Origin of the sequence: Streptomyces nanshensis, assembly GCF_001751255.1 — a bacterium.
In the GTDB taxonomy this organism is placed as follows: Bacteria; Actinomycetota; Actinomycetes; order Streptomycetales; family Streptomycetaceae; genus Streptomyces; species Streptomyces nanshensis_A.
In genome coordinates this window covers 1,095-14,977 of sequence record NZ_LJGW01000021.1, presented here as the reverse complement: position 1 = coordinate 14,977, position 13,883 = coordinate 1,095, and the positions used below count along the sequence as shown (strand labels likewise).

At 72.2% G+C, this 13,883-nt stretch carries 12 protein-coding genes; 7 read left to right on the top strand and 5 right to left on the bottom strand.

Annotated elements, in window-relative coordinates:
- The 5 genes from AN218_RS36305 to AN218_RS00765 form a co-directional block, all read left to right on the top strand.
- The coding region (locus tag AN218_RS36305; protein ID WP_216311701.1) for a hypothetical protein at window positions 1–388 on the top strand (388 nt) is incomplete at its 5' end.
- A 432-nt stretch (window positions 389–820) separates the two neighbouring features.
- Window positions 821–1,147: a 50S ribosomal protein L21 gene (gene rplU / locus AN218_RS00780; protein ID WP_070014485.1), complete on the top strand. Its 327-nt coding sequence runs from the start codon at window positions 821–823 to the stop codon at window positions 1,145–1,147.
- Between the two features lie 13 nt (window positions 1,148–1,160).
- Window positions 1,161–1,418: a 50S ribosomal protein L27 gene (gene rpmA, locus AN218_RS00775; RefSeq protein WP_055484987.1), complete on the top strand. Its 258-nt coding sequence runs from the start codon at window positions 1,161–1,163 to the stop codon at window positions 1,416–1,418.
- Window positions 1,419–1,700: 282 nt separating this feature from the next.
- Window positions 1,701–3,143: a GTPase ObgE gene (obgE, locus tag AN218_RS00770; protein WP_070014480.1), complete on the top strand. Its 1,443-nt coding sequence runs from the start codon at window positions 1,701–1,703 to the stop codon at window positions 3,141–3,143.
- Between the two features lie 59 nt (window positions 3,144–3,202).
- The gene (locus AN218_RS00765; protein ID WP_079131697.1) at window positions 3,203–4,588 is read left to right on the top strand and encodes an erythromycin esterase family protein; all 1,386 of its coding nucleotides are present in this window, start codon (window positions 3,203–3,205) and stop codon (window positions 4,586–4,588) included.
- Between the two features lie 68 nt (window positions 4,589–4,656).
- On the opposite strand, the gene AN218_RS00760 is transcribed toward AN218_RS00765, so the two are convergent.
- Complete coding sequence (locus AN218_RS00760) at window positions 4,657–5,154, bottom strand: GNAT family N-acetyltransferase (protein WP_070014479.1); 498 nt, start codon at window positions 5,152–5,154, stop codon at window positions 4,657–4,659.
- Window positions 5,155–5,353: 199 nt separating this feature from the next.
- Here AN218_RS00760 and AN218_RS00755 point away from each other — a divergent pair, with 199 nt between their 5' ends.
- Complete coding sequence (locus AN218_RS00755; RefSeq protein WP_070014478.1) at window positions 5,354–6,190, top strand: DUF1206 domain-containing protein; 837 nt, start codon at window positions 5,354–5,356, stop codon at window positions 6,188–6,190.
- A 112-nt stretch (window positions 6,191–6,302) separates the two neighbouring features.
- Here AN218_RS00755 and AN218_RS00750 read toward each other — a convergent pair whose 3' ends face one another.
- The 3 genes from AN218_RS00750 to AN218_RS00740 all read right to left on the bottom strand — a co-directional run bounded on the left by AN218_RS00750 (window position 6,303) and on the right by AN218_RS00740 (window position 10,013).
- Window positions 6,303–7,226, bottom strand: coding sequence for a CDP-diacylglycerol diphosphatase (locus tag AN218_RS00750; protein ID WP_244900185.1), 924 nt, complete (start codon window positions 7,224–7,226; stop codon window positions 6,303–6,305).
- 338 nt (window positions 7,227–7,564) lie between these two features.
- Window positions 7,565–9,031: a S41 family peptidase gene (locus AN218_RS00745; RefSeq protein WP_079131696.1), complete on the bottom strand. Its 1,467-nt coding sequence runs from the start codon at window positions 9,029–9,031 to the stop codon at window positions 7,565–7,567.
- Window positions 9,032–9,278: 247 nt separating this feature from the next.
- Window positions 9,279–10,013: a type 1 glutamine amidotransferase domain-containing protein gene (locus AN218_RS00740; RefSeq protein WP_070014477.1), complete on the bottom strand. Its 735-nt coding sequence runs from the start codon at window positions 10,011–10,013 to the stop codon at window positions 9,279–9,281.
- A gap of 286 nt (window positions 10,014–10,299) precedes the next feature.
- On the opposite strand from AN218_RS00740, the gene AN218_RS00735 reads away from it, so the two are divergent.
- Window positions 10,300–11,220: a LysR family transcriptional regulator gene (locus tag AN218_RS00735; protein ID WP_244900184.1), complete on the top strand. Its 921-nt coding sequence runs from the start codon at window positions 10,300–10,302 to the stop codon at window positions 11,218–11,220.
- 111 nt (window positions 11,221–11,331) lie between these two features.
- Here the strand turns inward: AN218_RS00735 and AN218_RS00730 are convergent, their stop codons facing one another.
- Complete coding sequence (locus AN218_RS00730; RefSeq protein WP_070014476.1) at window positions 11,332–13,440, bottom strand: hypothetical protein; 2,109 nt, start codon at window positions 13,438–13,440, stop codon at window positions 11,332–11,334.
- Between the last annotated feature and the right edge of the window lie 443 nt (window positions 13,441–13,883).

The window sequence follows — 13,883 nt, the reverse complement described above, 5'->3', positions numbered from 1 at the left end:
TGCGCCCGAGGCACCGGCCGCGGAGGCCGAGGCCGCGTCCGCTACGGATGCCGCGCCTCCGGCACGTCCGCGGCGCCGGGTCACGCGCAGCGTCTCGGCTCCGGCCGGTCCGCCCAAGGCGGCCGACGGAGCCGGAGGGGAGCCTTCCGAGTCCGGGACGTCCACTGCCGGTACCGATGACGGTGACGGCGACGGTGAGGCGGCGGCCGAGGCCCCCGCCAAGAAGACCGCGCGGAAGAGCGCCGCGAAGAAGACGACGGCCAAGAAGGCGCCGGCGAAGAAGACCGCCGCCAAGAAGTCCGCCGGCACACGGAAAACGGCCGCCGCCGAGCAGGACGCACCGTCCTCCGTCTCCGCGCCGGCACCCGCTCCCGGCGACGAGGAGTGACGGCAGGGACCTGACGCAGGGGACCGGCCGGGCACCGCGCCCGTACTCCGCCCCGTACGGCACGCCGCGCACTCCGCGGTCCGTGTCCGTACGGGGCGGAGCCGTGTCCGTCCGTACGCCGCCCGCGGGCTCTACCCCTGTGCCCCGCAGGGGAGTTGGGGCTCCGGCGCGGCTCCGTCCGGCGGGCCGGGGACGGGTGGACCCGGTTTGACCAGCGTGTGCGGCGCCCCGTAACCTTGGCCGCTGGCGTGTCGTACAGGATGCGCCACGCTCCTGAGCAACTCCCTCCCGCGGCGCGAGTCCGGGAGAGGCCGCTCAATCCACTCGGATCAGACCGTGGAGCCGGGCAGCGGTGTCTTCGCACCGCCCGTGCCGGATCCGCGCCGGGCGGCTGGCGTCAGGGGCTCCGTGACGAGCGAGAGAGAGTTCCGCGTGTACGCAATCGTGCGCACCGGCGGTCGCCAGCAGAAGGTCTCTGTGGGCGACGTCATCGAGGTCGACCGTATTTCCGAGAGCAAGGCCGGCGAGCGCGTCGAGCTCTCGACCCTGCTCGTCGTGGACGGTGACTCGGTCACCAGCGACCCGTGGGTGCTGGACGGCGTCAAGGTCTCCGCCGAGGTGGTCGACCACCACAAGGGCGACAAGATCCGCATCCAGAAGTACAAGAACAAGACCGGTTACAAGAAGCGCATCGGTCACCGTCAGCTCCACACGTCGCTGAAGATCACCGACATCCCCACGCCGGCCAAGAAGAAGTAAGGACTGAGCAGAGATGGCACACAAGAAGGGCGCATCCTCCACCCGGAACGGCCGCGACTCCAACCCTCAGTACCTGGGTGTGAAGCGGTTCGGCGGTCAGCTCGTCAACGCCGGTGAGATCCTCGTCCGTCAGCGCGGCACGCACTTCCACCCGGGCGCGGGCGTCGGCCGCGGCGGCGACGACACGCTGTTCGCGCTGGACGCCGGTGCGGTGCAGTTCGGCACGCGCCGTGGCCGCAAGGTCGTGAACATCGTTCCTGCCGCTGAGTAATCAGCCGCGCAGGCCGCGTGCCCGCTGCGAGTGACAGCGCACCGTGGCACGCATCGCGCACCACCACCGAGGGCGGACGGCCGCTCCTGCACGTACGCAGCGTTCGTACGTACGGGAAGCGGGTCCGCCCTCGATGCGTTGGCGCACCGTCCCTTGATTCCCTTGGCGGTTCCCTTCGTTCCGCCGCACCGCACGTCCCCGCACCGTCAGCACCGCAACCGTGAGCCGCGGCCGGCCGCGGGCGTGGACCGCACAACGACCCTCAGCCTGGAGGCACTTCACATGACCACCTTCGTGGACCGCGTCGAGCTGTTCGTCGCCGCGGGTAACGGGGGCCACGGCTGTGCCTCCGTGCACCGTGAGAAGTTCAAGCCGCTCGGCGGCCCCGACGGCGGGAACGGCGGCCGTGGCGGAGACGTCGTCCTCGTCGTCGACCCCGATGTGACGACGCTGCTCGACTACCACCACAGCCCGCACCGCAAGGCCACCAACGGCAAGCCGGGCGAGGGCGGAAACCGTTCCGGTGCCGACGGCACGGATCTGGTGCTGCCCGTCCCGGACGGCACGGTCGTGCTGGACAAGAAGGGCGAGGTGCTGGCCGACATGGTCGGCAAGGGCACCGTCTTCGTCGCCGCACGGGCCGGACGCGGCGGCCTCGGCAACGCCGCGCTCGCCTCGCCCCGGCGGAAGGCCCCCGGCTTCGCGCTGCTCGGCGAGCCGGGCGAGTCACGCGACATCGTGCTGGAGCTGAAGACCGTCGCGGACGTGGCGCTCGTCGGCTATCCGTCGGCGGGCAAGTCCTCGCTCATCTCGGTCCTTTCGGCGGCCAAGCCGAAGATCGCCGACTACCCCTTCACCACGCTCGTGCCCAACCTCGGTGTGGTGACGGCCGGTTCGTCGGTCTTCACCGTCGCGGACGTGCCCGGTCTGATCCCCGGGGCGAGCGAGGGCAAGGGCCTGGGGCTGGACTTCCTGCGGCACGTCGAGCGCTGCTCCGTCCTCGTCCACGTACTCGACTGCGCGACCCTCGAATCCGACCGCGACCCCGTCAGCGACCTGGATGTGATCGAGGCCGAACTCGCCCGTTACGGCGGCCTGGAGGGGCGTCCGCGCGTCGTCGTGCTCAACAAGGTCGACATCCCGGACGGGCAGGATCTCGCGGACATCATCCGGCCCGATCTCCAGGCCCGCGGCTACCAGGTCTTCGACGTCTCCGCGGTCTCCCGGCAGGGCCTGAAGGAGCTGTCGTTCGCGCTCGCCAAGGCCGTCGACGCGGCACGCGCCGCCCGGCCGGAGCAGGAGGCGACGCGTGTGGTGATCCGTCCCAAGGCGGTGGACGACGCGGGGTTCACCGTCACCAAGGAGGGCGAGGGTCTCTTCCGGGTACGGGGCGAGAAGCCCGAACGCTGGGTCCACCAGACGGACTTCAACAACGACGAGGCCGTGGGCTATCTCGCCGACCGGCTCAACCGCCTCGGTGTGGAAGAGCAGTTGATGAAGGCGGGCGCCCGCGAGGGCGACGGTGTCGCCATCGGCGGCGAGGACGACGCCGTGGTCTTCGACTGGGAGCCGACGATGATGGCGGGCGCGGAGATGCTCGGCCGCCGCGGCGAGGACCACCGCATGGAGACCACGCGGCCGGCGGCACAGCGCCGGCGCGACCGCGAGGCGGAACGGGACGAGGCGCTGGGGGAGTACCAGGACTTCGACCCGTTCGACGAGTGAGCCCGGCGGCGTTCCACCGCGAGGGGCGCCGACCCAGCCGTCAGAGAGCCGAGTTCGCCATGCCCGATCGCTCCCGCCCGTCCGTCCACGCGTCCACCGGCTCGTCCGGTCCCTCGCCGACGCCGGAGGACGGCGACGTCCGTCTCGCCGACTGGTTCCGTGCCCACGCCCACAGGCTGAGCAGCCTCGATCCGGGTCGGGGGCTCGACGATCTGGAGCCGCTGCGGGAGATCGTCGGGGACGCGCGTGTCGTCGCCGTCGGTGAAGGCGCGCACTTCGTCGAGGAGTTCTCCGCCGCGCGCCGCCGCGTGCTGCGCTTTCTCGCGGAGCGCTGCGGATTCACCGTCCTCGCCTTCGAGTTCGGCTTCAGCGAGGGCTTCGCGCTCGACCCGTGGCTCCAAGGCGAGGGCGACGAGGGCGAGTTGGCCGCCGTGTGTCCGGGCTCCAGCGTGTGGCTCGCGACGGACCTCCTGCACTGGCTGCGCCGTCACAACCGTACGAGCGCGAACCCGTTGCGGTTCGCCGGGATCGATCTGCCCACGGCCGGGGGAGCGTTGCGGCCCGCCCTGGAACCGGTGGCACGGTCCCTGCGCGAGGTGGACCCGGAGGCGCTGCCCCTCCTGGAATCCGTGCTGGAGATCAGCGACGGGTTCCTCGGCGACGCCGCCTCCGGTGCCGCCGCCGCGCCCGCGTGGGCGGCCCTCGGCACCGCGGCCCAGGATGCGCTGACGGCCGGGCTCGCGCGGCTGCTGCTGCGTGTCCGCGCCGCCGAACCGCTGCATGTGGCGTGCCGTGGCCGGCGGGACTTCGACGTCGTACGGCGCGGGGTGGAGGCCGCCTGCCATGCGGACCATATGTTCCGGGCGATGAACTCCCTGCTCTCCGGGCGGACTTCGCCCATGGATCTGTCGGTGCGGGAGATCTTCATGGCCGAGTCGGTGCGCTGGCATCTGGAGCGGGCCGCGCCGCACGAGCGGGTCGTCGTCATGGCGCACAACAACCACATCCAGCAGACGGCCGTGGAGTTCGACGGCGTCCTCACCGCGCTGCCGATGGGGCAGCATCTGCGGCTGGCGCTCGGCGAGGACTACCGCGCGCTGGCGCTGACCCACACCGACGACCATGTGCCCGAGATGTCGGTGGAGGCCGGCGGCACCGAAGCCGGTACCGACACCGACACCGGCAGCGGGGTCGGTTTCACGCTCGTCGACACACGCCTCGCGGACCCCGGATCCGGCAGCGTCGAAGCGGCACTCGACGGTGCCGGTCTCGGTGACGCGGTCACGCTGACGGATCTGCGCCGCTCGCCCGCCGACGCGCAGGGGCGGCCGCTGCTCCGGCGGATCAGGACGCAGAGCGCCGTCCAGAGCCTGTCCGTACCGGAGGCGTTCGACGCCGTGCTGTCCGTCCCGACGGTCACCCGGGACGGGGCGGTGCCCTTCTGAACGGCGCGGCGCCGTAAGCCCGTTGGCCCTCAGCGCGTCGGCCCCTCAGCGCGTCGGTCCGTACGGCCTCACGGCGTCCCGTCCAGCCGCTTCGCCATCACCACCTCGTGCCGCCCGTCCGGGAGCAGGTCCCCGGGCCGGCCGGTGTCCGCGAAGCCGTGGCGTCGGTAGAGCGCGATCGCATGGGTGTTGCCGGGGATCACGGACAGGCGGAGCACGTGGGCGCCCGCCGCGGCGGCCCACTCCTCCACGGCGTCCAGCAGCCGGTCGGCGACGCCGCGTCCCCTCCCGTAGGCGCCGACCCACAGGGAACGCAGCCACGCCTCGCCGGGCGACGCCCCGGGCGTACCGCCCGCCATGCCGACGGGCTCCCCGTCGAGGAGGGCGAGGAGGTCGCACGCGTCGGGGACGCTCAGCCGGTCCCGCCAGCGCTCCTCGCGGTCGCCGGGGCCCTGCCACTCGGAGAGACGGGACTTGAAGGCGTACGGCGCGTCCGCGAGAGCCGCGAGGCGGAGGGCGCGCCAACTGCGCCAGTCGTCCGGTGTCAGTACGCGCAGCTCGATCACATCAGGAGCCTGCGCCCGGCCGCGTACGTCCGGCAACCGCGTTTCCGCCGTCCCGGCCGGGGCAACCGCTCACCCTGCGCCGCCCGCGCGTTGACGCGAGGGGCGCGAGGGTGTGCGACGAGTGGGGAGGGACCGCGATGGGACCGCGAGACGACGGGCCGGTCGAGGAGAGACGCGGAGTCGGGGAGGCGGCGGGAGCATGAACGCAGCGGCGGTGGCGAGACGCGGGCGCCGTACGGCCCGGCAGGCGGCGGACAGCACCGTCCTCGAAGCAGTCGCACGGGCGGGCATGGTCGCCCAGGGGGTGCTGTACGTCCTCGTGGGGCTGCTCGCGCTGCGCATCGCCGTCGGGGACGGCGGCGGTACGGCGGCCGATCAGGGCGGCGCGCTACGGCAGTTGGCGGAGCAGCCCTTCGGGCGCCTCCTGGTGTGGGGCGTCGGGATCGGGCTGGCCGGGCTGGCGCTGTGGCGGCTGACGGAGGCGCTCTTCGGGGCGTCCGAGAAGGGCGGACGGAAGCCGCACAAGCGGCTGTTGGCGGCGGCACGCTGTGTGCTGTACGCGGTGCTCGCGGTCTCGGTGCTCTCGTACGCCTCCGGTGAGAAGGGCAGCGGTTCCAGCGACGGCAGGTCGCAGGACATCACGGCTCGCGTTCTCGCCCTGCCCGCAGGGGAGTTGCTGGTCGGCGGGGCGGGGCTGGCCGTGGCGGCGGTGGGCGCGTGGGGTGCCGTACAGGCCGTACGGCGCAAGTACCACGACCAGTTGCGGATGTCGCGCATTCCGCGCCGGCAGCGCCGATGGGTCGATGTGCTGGGGGTGAGCGGCGGGGTGGCGCGCGGCGCGGTCCTCGTCGTGCTGGGGGTCTTCGCGATGGAGGCGGCGTGGTCGTCCGACGCGGACGAAGCGCGGGGCATGGACGGGGCGTTGAAGTCCTTCGCGCAGACACAGGCCGGTCCGTGGCTGCTGGTCTCCGTCGCCGCCGGGGTCACGCTGTACGGGCTGTTCTCCTTCGCGCTGGCGCGCTGGCGCCGCGTCTAGAGTGCGGCCCGCCCCCCCGTGCAGGGGCTGAAGTGCCCCTGCACAAGGGGGCGTTGGGCGATCACCCCGGCGATGTCCGGCACCCCTCGGGTCAACTGCCGTCGGGCGGCCGTCAGTTGTACACGAGCAGATGGTCACATGTGCTCGTGCCGTCGTGGAGGGACGAGTCGCTGTTGAGGACGTAGAAGGCGTCGGCGAATCCGGTGGCCGTCATCTTCGGGACCACGATCATGGTCTGGTTCGCCATGCTCAGCGAGTTCGGGACCACCACGTTCCGGTACAGCAGCGTGAAGAGGTTCTGCTGGAGGTCCCGGAGTCTGAGGATGCGGTAGACGCGGTCGCCCGAACCCGAATTCCCCGTGATCGGCGACTGGTTGCCTGGGGCGGCCCACTGGGAGGGCTGGGTGGCCATACGGCCCTGGGATTCGAGTTCCTGGAGGCGCCTTTGGGTGCTGTCCATGACGCCTGCCATATGAATGTGCAGTTGGTTGAAGTGGCGGGCACCCTGCGAGTTGATTCCCAGCCCGATACTCCGGTACTGCACGGGGACGCTTCCTCCGCTGCGCGCGTTCTCCCATGCGTCGCGCCAGTAGTTCGGCGCCGAGTCCGTGTGGATGAAGGGGCATTCGATGCCCGTGATCCGGCACGAGGGGAGGAGGAGGTAGTTGTGCGTGTTCTCCGGCCTGCCGTGCAGCACGACGTCGTTCGCGGTCACCTTCAAGCAGGTGGGCGGCGGCGGGGTCGGCGGTGCGATGCCCTGTGTGCAGTACTGGACGTCCTGCCACAGCGGGTCGGTGTCGGTGGGCGCTCCGCACAGGGACTGCATCGCGGGAGGCGGACAGGGGTTCGCGCCGCCGGGCGGCGGGGGAGTGGGGCACGACGGGGTGGGCGACGGTCCTGCGTGCGCCGGGTTCGCCGTGGCGGGCGTGGCCGCCACGACTCCCGCACCGGTCAGCAGCGTCGTGGCACCGAGGGTGCCCGAGAGCGCGATGAATTGACGCCGGGGGAATTCGTTCGCGTTCTTCTGGTCGTTCATGCGTGTGTGATCTCCGATGACGTGGGCCGCATTCTGGATTCGGCGGGGCCATGAGCACGGGGTCAGAAGGGAGAAGAATTTTCACCCCGGGTTTTTCCCTCGCCGAATCGTTCACAGAATAGGGACGTGAGATCGGTTCACCTGCGGACCGGACCGGTGGGTGTGGCGTGTTCCGCCGATGGGCGGCATTCCGTTTGCCGTACGGAGACTCCGGAGTCAGGGTGCCGGGCGGGGGCCGTACGAACCGGAACCGGCGCCGCTCGTCTCCGGGCCCGCGCCTCTCGACTCCTCGCCCCTCGGCCTCCGGCCCTCAGATCCTCAACCAGATCCTCAACTCCTCAGCTCCGTCCGCCCCGTTCACGTGCTGCGGTCAGCTCGCGCCGTGCGCGGTCGAAGGCCGAGTCGCGGTCGTGTGCGAACTCCTCGTCGGTGAAGACCGGTTCGGTCAGATGCGGCGGGATGCCCGTGCCATCGAAGGTGCGGCCATGCCGCGTACGGAACTCCTCGTTCGGGAGCATGACGCTCCAGCCGTTGGGGAGCCGCCGCTCCAGCGTGTCCGAGAAGACCCCCTGTGTGGGCTGCCCGATGCGGACCGTACGGTCCGGGCGCTCCATCAGGGCCTGGGTGAAGGTCTCGCCCGCGCTGACCGTCGAGCCGCCGGTCAGCACCGCGACCGGGCCCGTGTAGCGGGGCGCACCGGCGGCCGGACGTACGTGCACGGGCTGCGGACGTGTGAAGCGCTCCGGGTCGGACGGGTCGTTCCGCGCGGCCTTGGCGTACGCGAAGTAGGGGCGCCCTGTGAGACGTCCGGCCAGTTCCAGGGCGAGGCTGTCCGAACCGCCGCCGTTGACGCGCAGATCGACGATCAGACCCGTGAGGCGCCGCGTGCGCTCGGCGGTGAAGACGGCGCCCAACGCCCGCCGCAGCTCGGCCCGTTGGGAGGCGTAGTCGCCGCCGGTGTAGCCGACGAAGCCGGAGAGGCGCAGATAGCCCTGTCCGTCCGGCAGATCCGCGTAGCCGATCCTGCCCTTCCCGAACTCCCGTAGCGTGCCGTCCTTCAGATCGCGCCGCTCGACGAACGTCCGTACCGTGGCGTCGAGTTCGGGCGTGGGCGCCTCGGTGCCGGGCCGTACGCGGCCGAAGGTGCCGGTCTCGCCCGCGAGCACCGCGACGTGCGCGTCGTACAGCGGGGCGGCCATCTTGCGGAAGATCTCGAAGAGTTGGGCCCGGCTCGTCCCGGCGTGCACACGCGGACGGTAGCGGTCGCGGACCTCCTCCCAGTCGACGCCCTTGGCCGCGAAGAACGGATAGTTCTCCGCGAAGGTCTGCCAGAAGACGTCGAACGTGGCCACCGGTCCCTTCGGGACGCTGCGGTCGCACCGCTCGGGAAGGCTCTCGATGCGCCGCAGCTCCCGGTGTCCCGGCGACTGCTCCCAGCGCATCGTCGCCCGGTGCGCCGACCCGGCCCGTGAGCGCAGCGTGAAGGACGTGCCGTCGCCGGTCGCATACCGGGCGCTGCGGCCGTGGCCCCCCGTACGCCGCGCCGCCGGGCCCTCCAGACAGCTCACCCCGGTCGTCTGGTACTCCTGCACGCGTTTCTCGCCGACCGCGAGCACCGTGCCGTAGCCGTCCACGCGCCACAGCCCTGCCGGACTCCCCGCGCTGGAGCGCCCGGAGTCCTGGGCGGAGGCCACGGTGAGAGCGGCGCTGCCGGTGACGGCCAGGACGGCGACGCCCGCCGCGACGGCCCTGGCGGTCCGTGCGGCCCTGCTCGGCCCGTGGAACTCCTGCGGTCGCGTACTCATGTCGTCGTCTCCCCCGTCGGTCGTCCGCGATGACTCCCGCATCGTCGTCCGGGCGGGGCCGGCGGGGACATCCCGCTGCCGCCCGGACGGAAGGGGGGAGAACCCCCGGCGAGGCCCGGGGGACAGACGCCCACCGGCGCGGACGGGCCGTCCCCGGGAGGCGAACTCACCTCCCGGGAACGGCAGTTCGCCCCGCTTCCCGGTCGTCGCGGGCGCGGTGCGGTCCGCCGCGGTGCCGTCCGGTGGGTCAGGCGGCGCCGCGCTCCTTGAGCGCCTCGACGACCGCGCCCGCGGTCTCCGCGCTGGACTGCGGGTTCTGCCCGGTGATCAGGTTGCCGTCGACCACGACCCTGGGCTGCCAGGCCGGGCCGGAGTCGATCACGGCGCCGAGGTCCCGCAGCCGGCTCTCCACGAAGTACGGCACGACCTCGCCGAGTCCACCGCCACGCTCCTCCTCGTCGGTGAAGACCGTGAGCCTGCGCCCGGAGAAGACGAACCCGGCGCCCGTGTCCCGGCTCTCCCCGCTGGCGCCGCTCGCGCTGAGCACTCCCGCGGGGCCGTGGCACAGCGCCGCGACGACCTTGCCGTCCCGGTCGAAGGCGCTCAGCAGCCGGCCGAGGTCGGCGTCGTTCGCCAGGTCCTCCATGGGGCCGTGGCCGCCGGGGATGTACACGCCGTCGTAGTCGGCGGCCGTCACGTCCGCGAGGGCCAGCGGCTTCGCCAACTCGCCCGCCAGGGAGTCGAGATACGCACGGAACTCCGCCGCGCTCTCCTCCGACGCCCCGCTGCGCTCGTCGAGGCTGACGGGGTCGGCGGTGGGCCGGGCGCCGCCGGGGGTGGCGACGTCCACGTCGACGCCCGCCTCGCGCAGCACTCGGTGCGAGACGGCGACCTCCTCGGCCCAGTAGCCGGTGGGGTGGGACGAGCCGTCGGCCAGCGTGAGGCTGTCGGCGGCGGAGACGACCATCAGAATCCTTGCCATGGTCGGGCTTTCCTCTCTCGTTGCGCGTTCTGCCGGTGGATGACCGGCAGTTGTGCCGGTCTGTGACCGGCACGCGGTCGGTACGCGGGCGTACGGGGCGGCACCCGGACGTGCACGGGGGCACGTGCACCCGCGCCCCAGACGTCCGACTCCGCGGTCCGTCGCGGACGTCCTGTCCGCGGCTTGCCGGTGTTCCGTCCGTCGCCGGGTCCAACACCTGCGGCCCTCGGAATTCCTCCGCTAAGTTGAGCCGGTCCATCAGCATTCTTATGACCGGAGGGTTGCGTTGGCGCTGCCCGACCTCGATCTGCTCTCGACCTTCCTCGAGATCTACCGGGGCGGCTCGATCACCGCCGCGGCGTCCCGGCGCGGCCTGAGCCAGCCGGCCGTCAGCGGCCAACTCGCCCGTCTGGAGGCCCAGATCGGCGAGCCGCTGTTCCTGCGCTCACGCCGCGGCGCCGTGCCCACGGAACGCGCCTACGACCTCGCCCGGCGCATCGGCACCCACCTCGACGAGCTGCACCACGCCCTCGGCACCGGCGAGAACGGCACCGGACAGGAGGACCCGGCCGGGACGGTGCATCTGGCCGGCCCGTCCGATCTGATGGCCCTGCGCGTCGTCCCCGCGCTGGCCCCGCTCACCGCGCGCGGGCTCCGGCTGCGGATCACCCTCGGTCTCGCGGACGAGCTGCTGACGGCGCTCTCCGCCGCCCGCGTCGACCTCGTGGTCTCCGCGGTGCGCCCCCGGCTGGAGAACGTGGTCGCGACGCCGCTCGCGGACGAGGAGTTCCTGTTGGTGGGCTCACCCGGCCTGGCCCGTACGGTCGACCCGGACCGTCTCGCGGCGGAGCCCGTACGCGCGCTGGCGCATCTGCCGCTGGTCGCCTACGGGGAGGAGCTGCCCATCGTCCGCCGGTACTGGCGCAGCGAGTTCGGCCGCCGTCCGCCCAATCCCGTCGCGGTCACCGTCCCCGATCTGCGTACGGTGCTCGCGGCCGTGGTCGCCGGTGCCGGGGTGTCCGTGCTGCCGCGCTATCTGGCCGAACCGGCCCTCGGGGCGGGCTCGGTGGAGACCCTGCACCAGCCGGCGGTGCGCCCGCTGAACACCCTGTATCTGGCCGTGCGCGCGGGCAGGCCCGCGAATCCGGCCACGGCGGCCGTGCACCGCAGACTGACCGAGCGCTCCCGCGAGTGGGATCTCCTCTAGGGGTGCCCCGCACACGCGAAGGTCCCGGAAGGCGGCGGGCCTCCCGGGACCTTCGGGCGTACGAGCGCGTACGGGCGTGCCAGGTACGTACGGGCGTGTACGGGACGTGCGTCAGGCCGTGACCTGGTCGGCCTCCTCCGGGTCCGACGGCGTGCCGCCGTTCACCGGGGCCTCCAACTCGGCTTCCTCCGCCGCCTCCTGGGCCTCCGTCTCACGCTGGCCCGGGATCTCGTTCGTACGGCGGGCGACCCGCTCGTTGCGGGCGACCGTCGAGTCGTACAGGTCGGTCACCGCCTGGTTGAACCGCGTCATCGACGGCGGGTCCGACGGGCCGAGGAGATGGACCTTCAGCTCGGCGCGCGCGGTGGCCAGCGTGTCCTTCGACGGGTCGCGCACCGACTCCAGCAGCGCCGGGATCTCCTCCGCGGCCGGGCCGAGGATGGTCGCGGCGCGCACCGTCGGGAAGCCCGCGCGGAACTCCTTCTCGCCCAGGCCGCTGGTGTTGGCGACGGCGTAGGGCTTCTCGCTGCTGAGGTAGTCCGAGACGACGGAGGAGACGTCGGAGATGAGCAGGTCGGACTGGTTGAAGCAGGTGTAGATCGTCGGCCGCGGACCGGTGATGATCTGGTGCTCCCACTCGGGGAACGCGGCCCAGTTGGCGGCCTCCCAGGCGGCGGTCGCCGCGGCCACCCGCTCGGCACGGTCCGCCTCGGGGGTGGACTGGAGCATCATCTTCTCCACCTCGTCCGCGCCGGGGCGGAAGGCGGTGGTGGTCAGCTCGTCCAACTCGCGTGCGCAACGCTCCAGTTCGGCGGTGGCCTCGGGGCCGGGGCGCTCACCGGAACGCTTCGAGTTGGCCTCGACGATCATCTCCTGGATGCGGAGGTTGGCGGCGCCCGCGCGCGGGTCGACCGAACCGGTCATCGGGTGCGGCTTGTACAGCAGCCGTACGCCCGGGTCCGCCAGCAGCGCCCGGACGACGTTCTCCCCGGCGAGGATGATCGAGGTGTTGCCGGGGTCGTTCGTCCAGCCCTCCCAGGTGGGGGCGTACAGCACGGTGGTGTACGCGCCCTGCGGCGGGCCCGTGTACGGCTCGATCGGGGAGAGCTGGGGGCGGCCCACCTCGACCACGTCGCGGTCGTCGACGCCGATGTCGGCGAGCTGGTAGCGCTCGCGGGCGGCGGGACCGGCGACCCAGACCTCGTCGTACGCCTTCGCGTACGGGTTGCAGGAGGAGAGCTTGTCGCTCTCGCCGTGGTTGATGAACGCGTGCTTGACGGTGGGGATGCGCAGCACCTGCGAGGTCTTGCCGGAGTTCGCGGGGTGCAGCATCACCTTCAGCGTCGAGTGCTCCAGGTGCATCAGGTGCGCGACCTTCGGGATGCAGATGATCGGGATGTCCGTCGCCTCGATCTTCTGCACCATGAAGCGCTCACGCAGCACGATGATGGGGTTGCCGTCGAGCTGGGCGACCGTGGAGAGCCACATGTTCGCCTGGTACGCGGACGTGGTGCCGCCCGAGAAGTACATGCCGACCGTCGGCTTGTACGCCGCGAGCCAGCGGTCGAGCCAGGCCAGCGCCTGCTGCTCGTTCGCGTGCCGCTTCTTCGGCAGCATCCAGGTGCCCAGATACACGGCACCGCCCAGCGACAGCGCGATGCTCAGGCCGACGCCGAGAATGCCCCACACCTCGGAGGACAGGGACGCGCTCAGCATCAGACCGACGGTGCCGGGGATGGCGAACCGCAGCAGACGGCGGCTCGGCTGCCGCGCCAGCAGACGCGGGGGCGCGATGGTCAGACGCAGGTCGGAGGCGTCGATGTTGCGCGTGAGGATCGGGAGCGTACGGCTGCGGCGTACGAACTGGGCGACGGCCTGGCACAGGAAGTGCGCCGCGTACGCCGCGAGGAGCAGCAGGGTGAGGGGACGCTCGATGTCCGGCGGGACGTCGGGGATGCGCACCAGGCCGATGACGATGAGCATGTCGCGCAGCAACTGGCGTGTGGTGACGTCGAATCGGACCTTGCCGAGCAGGGCGAGCAGGCCGGGCTGCTGGTGCGTGAGGTACAGGTCGAGCGCGAGACCCGCCACGGAGGCGGCGATGAAGACCGGCACGTTCGGCAGCAGCGCGCCCGCGAGCTGTGCGGCGTAGAAGACCGTCAGCGCGAGCAGCGCCGTGAGCTGGACGGCGCGGCGGGTGGAGAGACCGGCAGAGGGCACGGGACTGGACTCCTGGCAGGAGGTCGGGGGGCGGTGGTGGAAACCGGCCGGTGGGGGTGGCGGCCGTGGTCGACCACTGACCGTATGCCGGGCACCGGGCCGGTGACAATCTGCGTCGGGGTGTCCCGCGCCGATACGGGGACAAAGGTTGTTATGCCCACCCGTCCACTGGCCGGAACGGAGGAGCGGCGCCGGTGCCGCCTCCCGTAGATTGCGGACGCGGAGGCCGCGGGCGGGAGGAGTGCCGCGGCGGCCGTGACCGACACCGTACGGGACGCGCGCGACGCGGGACGTACGGGGAGGTACACGGCGCACACGGCGGCAGGGAACGGAAGCACACGGGCGTGACAGAGGCGACAGACGGACAGCGGGACGTGGACGGCGGCACGGCGGGCGGCGCCGTGGGGGGCGCGGGTGCGCCCGGCGGGCGCGAGGGGCGCGCG